The sequence below is a fragment of the Solidesulfovibrio alcoholivorans DSM 5433 genome, from assembly GCF_000702665.1.
GTDB classification, from domain to species: domain Bacteria; phylum Desulfobacterota; class Desulfovibrionia; order Desulfovibrionales; family Desulfovibrionaceae; genus Solidesulfovibrio; species Solidesulfovibrio alcoholivorans.
The window spans coordinates 1-5,957 of record NZ_JNJA01000043.1; the positions used below are offsets into that span (position 1 = coordinate 1).

Annotated in this window: 10 protein-coding genes; 5 read left to right on the top strand and 5 right to left on the bottom strand. The window is 59.3% G+C overall.

Going from position 1 to position 5,957, the window contains the following annotated elements:
• Positions 1 to 381: 381 nt before the first annotated feature.
• From Q368_RS25350 to Q368_RS25355, 5 genes are all read right to left on the bottom strand, one after another.
• Positions 382 to 663: a type II toxin-antitoxin system YafQ family toxin gene (locus Q368_RS25350; RefSeq protein WP_084158998.1), complete on the bottom strand. Its 282-nt coding sequence runs from the start codon at positions 661 to 663 to the stop codon at positions 382 to 384.
• Positions 656 to 913, bottom strand: coding sequence for a type II toxin-antitoxin system RelB/DinJ family antitoxin (locus tag Q368_RS0122520; RefSeq protein ID WP_029461265.1), 258 nt, complete (start codon positions 911 to 913; stop codon positions 656 to 658). The genes Q368_RS25350 and Q368_RS0122520 overlap by 8 nt, the downstream gene beginning before the upstream one ends.
• 305 nt (positions 914 to 1,218) lie before the next feature.
• The gene (locus tag Q368_RS26360; RefSeq protein WP_162179675.1) at positions 1,219 to 1,497 is read right to left on the bottom strand and encodes a YcgL domain-containing protein; all 279 of its coding nucleotides are present in this window, start codon (positions 1,495 to 1,497) and stop codon (positions 1,219 to 1,221) included.
• Positions 1,498 to 1,663: 166 nt separating this feature from the next.
• Entirely contained in the window at positions 1,664 to 1,990 is a 327-nt protein-coding gene (locus Q368_RS23590; protein WP_043786733.1) for a helix-turn-helix domain-containing protein, read from the bottom strand.
• Positions 1,991 to 2,002: 12 nt separating this feature from the next.
• Positions 2,003 to 2,350 carry a type II toxin-antitoxin system RelE/ParE family toxin gene (locus Q368_RS25355; protein WP_084158999.1) on the bottom strand — a complete coding sequence of 116 codons (348 nt, stop codon included), beginning with the start codon at positions 2,348 to 2,350 and terminating at the stop codon, positions 2,003 to 2,005.
• Between the two features lie 245 nt (positions 2,351 to 2,595).
• Between Q368_RS25355 and Q368_RS0122525 the strand changes: the two genes are divergently transcribed.
• The 5 genes from Q368_RS0122525 to Q368_RS0122545 all read left to right on the top strand — a co-directional run bounded on the left by Q368_RS0122525 (position 2,596) and on the right by Q368_RS0122545 (position 5,857).
• Positions 2,596 to 3,267, top strand: coding sequence for a recombinase family protein (locus Q368_RS0122525; protein ID WP_029461266.1), 672 nt, complete (start codon positions 2,596 to 2,598; stop codon positions 3,265 to 3,267).
• Positions 3,264 to 3,617 (top strand): helix-turn-helix domain-containing protein, encoded by a 354-nt coding sequence (locus tag Q368_RS27215; RefSeq protein WP_245611458.1) that lies wholly within the window; start codon positions 3,264 to 3,266, stop codon positions 3,615 to 3,617. Before Q368_RS0122525 ends, Q368_RS27215 begins: the two co-directional genes overlap by 4 nt.
• 75 nt (positions 3,618 to 3,692) lie before the next feature.
• Positions 3,693 to 4,202, top strand: coding sequence for a hypothetical protein (locus tag Q368_RS0122535; RefSeq protein ID WP_029461268.1), 510 nt, complete (start codon positions 3,693 to 3,695; stop codon positions 4,200 to 4,202).
• A gap of 139 nt (positions 4,203 to 4,341) precedes the next feature.
• Entirely contained in the window at positions 4,342 to 4,935 is a 594-nt protein-coding gene (locus Q368_RS24275; RefSeq protein ID WP_029461269.1) for a hypothetical protein, read from the top strand.
• Complete coding sequence (locus Q368_RS0122545) at positions 4,925 to 5,857, top strand: RepB family plasmid replication initiator protein (protein ID WP_156955895.1); 933 nt, start codon at positions 4,925 to 4,927, stop codon at positions 5,855 to 5,857. Before Q368_RS24275 ends, Q368_RS0122545 begins: the two co-directional genes overlap by 11 nt.
• The last annotated feature ends 100 nt before the right edge of the window (positions 5,858 to 5,957 follow it).

Below are 5,957 nucleotides of genomic sequence, written 5' to 3' on the forward strand. Positions count from 1 at the left end.
GAGCAGCCTATTCGCGCAAGTCCCAGCTATGAGCCGGGAGGTTCTGGCATACTGCCCTGAACCAGTGTGTTTTGCTGCATGATGCGGGGTATTGAACCGTTCAGGATGTTGTCAGTAGCGGCCGCTATGTTTCAACAGCCTCGGAAGGCAGGACAGGTGAAGTAGGCCCACCTTCGGCCGGCTCCTTCACGCCCTGCCCTGCGGGTCCAGCTTATTCGCCTGCCGGCTCAACGCCCCAAAGTGGACGTCCACGCACCCAAAAACAAATGCGCGGTCTTGCCCATTAACCCACTGAATTAATAAGCCCAGGCGGTCAGACTCGAACCTCCGGCCTCCGGGTTGGCCGCCACAAGGACGGCGAGACGCCTTGCTTTCGCCGCGTCAAATCCCGAGTTCGCTATGTGACCCGAGACGCACCAGGTCAAGGAAGCCGTCTTGTGTCTTGCGATAGATAAGCACGAGATCAGGCTTGAGGTGGCAATCCCTATGGTCGCACCATTCACCCGTCAGCGGATGGTCACGGTTCAATACTGGAAGCGGTGTATCTGCGGCCAAAAGGTCAACGATGGGCGGAAGCAAGTCGTCGAGTTCCTTACCGTGCCGCCCGGACTTCTCCCGTTTATAGTCACGCTTGAAGCGGCCTGTGTACCGGACCTCACGCATTGAGGGACGCCAACAGATTTTCCGGCTTACCAACCGTCGTCAACTCGCCCCGGCGCGCCGCCTTCATTGCCTCAATGGTTTCTTCGTTCGGAATGAGCGGATCGAAGGGCAGGGCCTTTTCCGTGGCGATCCGGATCAGCAACATCCGGAAGGCATCGGAAACAGTGAGCCCCATCGAGGCCAGAACCGCCCCGGCGTCTTCCTTGACCTTCTCGTTGACCCGGGCTCGGACAACAGCGTTAGCGGTCATAATTCACCTTCCCTTTTGGGCTACAAAGTAGCTCACAAAGCCGCCCTTGTGAAGGGGCTGGCCAGGAGGGGAACCTGGTCACCGCCATTTCGTCTTGTCCTGGACGCCTAGCCGGAGGAGCGCCGCTATTCTTTTCCCGTAGGTAGTCGACTAAGTGGGCTTTCCTATAGCATATAAGGTATTGAAACCGGGAAAATGTATACGTTCTGGCGATGAACGATGACTTACATGAATGGGTGAGCTGGGTGGGTAATGAAAAAGGCGGCCACTATAAATATAGTAGCCGCCGCTTCTACATCATGTCACTAGTTAGGCATAGAGACGCTTGTCGTTATTTTAATTTCCCATCCAGAGACATACCAGCCTTTCGTTTGCAATTCCTTCAGAGCCTTGTTTGTGTCCAAAGCAATTCTTTTCTCGCCTTCGGAAAGATTCATACTTTCACGGAAAGACAATTTACCGAGAGATTCTAATACCTCTGCTGGTATAGTTCTGATGTCTGTTCCTTTTGGAACAAGAAGGCTAGCTCTGGCCTTACCCACTGACGATGGGGTGCGTTCTGCGTCGTAAATGTCTACTTGCAAAGGGATATCCTCCTGTTAAAGGTTGAAAACGTTAGGACAATCCTGACGCCGGTAAACAAATAAGGTGGTGGACCAAAACGTCAACGTTAGCTGACGCAAGCTGTTTCGTGTGGGCCATTGCCATCGTCCAGCGGCGTCAGGGTGACAGGGGCGTGCGCGGCCATGGCTACGCCGTGCAAAAGTGAACGGACACGGGAGCAACTCCCATCCCGGGCATCTCATCCACGGTGATCCGCACTGAACCACCAAGACAACCGAGCCAGCGTATCAGGCGATCCGTGCTCACAAAACCAACTCGCCCACGGAGCACCTTTGATAAAGTGCCCTGGTCGGTTCCACATCGTTTGGCGGCCTCAACCTGTGTAAGACCTTGGCGCTTGATGATGTTTTCAAGGACCATGATAAGATCGGCCTTATAAGCACGTTCTTCGGCGTCGGGACGCCCAAGATCAGCAAAGACGTTACCCGACCCCTCAATGATTTGTTCTTTCATAACTATCCTCGTCTATGACGAGTCGTGTTCGCGGGCAGCCTTATAGCGCGCGACAATCAACTCCTTATCTTTAGGCGGAATTCCTATACCGCTCTTGGACTTTTTGTGAAAAGCGTGGAGAACATACACGCCTTTAGTAAGTTTTGCGACGTAGACAACGCGGTAAGCCTCTTTGTCATAGTCAACCTTAATTTCAAGTACTCCGCTAATTCCTTCTCCCAGGCTTGATAACGAGCTAACACAGTCTGGTGTTTGCCCATATTGTACTTTTCTTAAAGCTGATCCGGCCTCATCCTGCATATCATCTGGAAACTTACAGAGCTTCTCCTTTGAGTCTCCAATCCAAAAAACGCGTTTCATGTGTTGCTCTCCTACTTGACGTTGAAAATATTGAAATAATGGCGTCCATGTGGTGGCTCCTCTGGTTAAGGTTTGATTCGTGTGTCCTTTAAATATGGTAGGTCTGCCATATTGTCAAGGTGTCTTTTTCAAGCTCTGTCACGCACCGGACGGCATGTGACAGGCGGTATGTTATTTCATAGACTGTCATTTGACATGAATAACTTTCGGGGATAATTTGTCCCCAACACCCCGGAGGTCATCCCATGTCCCACCACGCCTATCTCCGCGTCAGCACCCAGGACCAGGCCGAAAGCGGAGCCGGTCTTGCTGCCCAGCTTGATGCCTGCCGGCGCTTCGCCAAGTCCCAGGACGCCGAGCTGGTGGCCGTGTTCGAGGACAAAGGCGTGTCCGGGGCCAAAGGACTGGAAGCCCGGCCCGGGTTGCTGGACGCCATCGCCGCCTTGAAAAAGGGCGACGTGCTGGTGGTGGCCAAGCGGGACCGGCTTGGACGTGACCCCATCAAGGTGGCCATGATCGAGTCCGCCGTGGTCAGGAAGGGCGCGCGGATCGTCAGCGCCGCCGGCGAGGGGACGGACGGGGATGACCCTGCCTCGGTCCTCATGCGGCGGATGATAGACGCCTTCGCGGAGTACGAGCGGTTGTTGATAGGGGCCAGGACCAAGGCCGCCTTGGGAGCCAAAAAGGCCCGGGGGGAGCGCACCGGGTCCGTGCCCTACGGCTACACCATGGCCGCCGATGGCGTTCACCTGGAGGCCGTGCCCGAGGAGCAGGAAGTTATAGCCGAAGCGCGCCGACTTCATGGAGCTGGTCAAAGCCTCCGGGCCATCGCCCGGGAACTGGAACGTCGGGGATTTGTCAGCCGGGCCGGCAAGGCGTTCTTGGCCGAACAGGTGAAAAGGTTGCTGGCCGCATGAGCAAACGCCCCATGGATCTGGAAGCTATCCGGCAAGCGCGGGACAATCTGGACCGCATCGCCCGCGAAAATCCCCACATGATTGACCACGCCCGCGCAAAATGGACTGAAGAGGATATAGCCGCGATGATAGTTGACCCGGAAAAGATGACGTATACCGTCGATGAGGCCGCCGAGGTGTTGAATTGCCATCCGCAAACCCTTCGCCGGGCTGTCCGAAATGGCTCCTTGCAGGCTGCAAAAGTTGGAAAGGCTTTCACCATTTCACGGTCTGACCTGGAGGCTTACTATCAGGCCAAGGGAGGCGGCCGGCTATTTGCTGACGACGCCCCGGATATGCCGGAGGCGTAGCAATAAAGCGGCCCCGGCGAGGTGTTACGAGCACCAGGCCAGGGCCTTCACCACAACCGCATCGGAGGTGCGACCATGGCTGAAAATTCCGTACCCGTAGACCTGCTGGCCGGCAAGGATGAGCTGGGGCTGTTTGGGACTGACGAGGCCGACACGGCGATACGCGACTTCATCGGCATCGCCTTGAGTCCGCTTTCAAGTTTCCTCGGACTGCTGGACGACCTTGGAGCCTGCAACGACGATGTGCGCGCCGTCGCCATCACCGGCAAGTCGCTGCTCGCCCGAGCGGACAGCCTTTTTGACCAGCTCCATGCCAACCTGGGCCGTGCCGGCGTCAGCATCTTGGTCGGCGTGGAGGGGAAGTCCTGGGAACCCCATGGCGTGGCCTCCTGCGTCGTGAAGCGACTGCCGATCCCGGACCCCAAGGGATATGAAGCGGCCAGACAGCGATGGGAGCTTCAACGGTCCTGCGCCGAGCGGATGGACGCATTGCTGGGCCACCCCGAGCTGGCCGAGGACATGCTGGCGCACATGGAAAAGTTGGTGCCCAGGACCAGGGAAACACCCCTGGCCGGACAGGTGTAGACGATGCCGGCGGCCTGCTTCTGGTCGAGGTGGGCCGCCCGCTAAGGTGGTGGCGAGAATGTGGCGACCGCCACAAAGTCGTCACGAGTTAAGCCGCACTGGTTCTTGATTTACAGACCGTCACGACGTGGCGACGACCATGACGACCACATGGCCCGAGGTGACCGTGGAAGGCTGGAAACCCCTTGCGACCCTGGCCCGGGAAGCGGATGTCCCGGAGGCGTCCGCCCGGAGGTATGCGGAGACGTTCTCCACCTTTTTCCGGTCGCGGAGGGTAGGCAAGGCGATGCTCTACGACCCCGAGGCCGTGGACGTGTTGCGCGCGGTTTCCAATGCCTTCGGGGAAGGCCGCCGTCGCCCCGAGGTCCAGGAACTTCTCGCGACCCGGTTCGGCCAGCTCCACGAGGTTGAGCCCGTCCGCGACGAGGTGGTGGCGACTCGCCAGGAACCCACCGCGCCCACGTCGTCCACCGACCTGGCCCCCGCCGTTCAAGCCTTCACCGTCGCCGTGGATCGGCTGGCCAGCGCCCTGGAACGCCAGAACGAAATCCAAGCCCGGACCCTTGCCACGATGGAAACTCGGCTTGCTGCCCTGGAGGCCGTCAGAATGCCCCAGGAAGCGCCGGAGCCGGAAATGCGACCGGAAGGTCATGCCGATGACAAAACGGCCGGGAAAACGCCTTTCTGGCGGTCCCTGTTGCGAATTTTTGGAGGTGGCGACCGTGGCGAATGAGCCGAAGCCCATCACCGACCCGTTGAAGGTGGTCATGGCCCGCATCGAGGCCAAGCGCGCCGGCCTGCCCGTGGAGGACCACGCCAAGCATGTAGCCGCCGAGGTTCACGCGGAGGTCGCACCTAAGGGCGCGGTGCCGCCGGAACAGGGGTGGATGTCCTTTGCCCCCATGCCGTCCGACCTGTGCCGGGTGAGCCCGTTTTTCCCCATGGGCAAGAACGAAATGGCCGTGCGCCCCTTCATCCGAGGGCTGGCCATAACCAAAAGCGCCTGGGGTGAAGTGACGTACACCGGCCCCAAGCTGTCCACCTTCGAGGAGGACGTGCTGCTGGCGGTCCTGGCGTTGCTCAAAACCGTGGGGCCGACCGGCGACGACAAGCCCGTGTGGAACTACACCGGCCCCTTGCGCCCGATCCTGACGGCCATGGGCTACAAGCGCACCGGAAGCGACAATTACCGCCGCGTCAAAGCCGCCCTGGAGCTGCTGGCCGTGGCGGGGGTCAAGCTGCAAACCAAGCGGGGCAAGTGGGCGATGACAACCATGCTCACGTGGGCCGGGGGCGACGACAAGAGCCGCGACATATCCGTGACCGTGAACCCCTATTTCGCGGAGGTCTACGCGGCCGGGGCCGTAAACCTGTTGGATTTGGCCAAGCGGGCGGAGCTGTCCCGCCCCGTGTCGAAGGCCTTGCACAGGTTCGCCACTTCCCACCGGGGCGACTGGCGCGGGCACTTCCTGACCCTGGCCGCCGCCATCAACTTGGACCTGGACCGGCCCCATTTCGAGCTGCGCCGGCAAATCAAGCAGGCCATGACGGAGCTGCGCAAAGTAGGCGTCCTGTCCGCCAGGAGCAAGTTTTCCGGTGACGACGTGGTGACCCTGGCCTTGGCCACGAACAAACCCAAGGCGGTGGAGGGCTGACCGTGTGGTTTTGCGCACATGGTCGGTGTGGTTTTGCACCCATGCCGAGCACCGGCAGATGTGGTTTTGCGCACATGCCCGTGTGGTTTTGCGCACATGC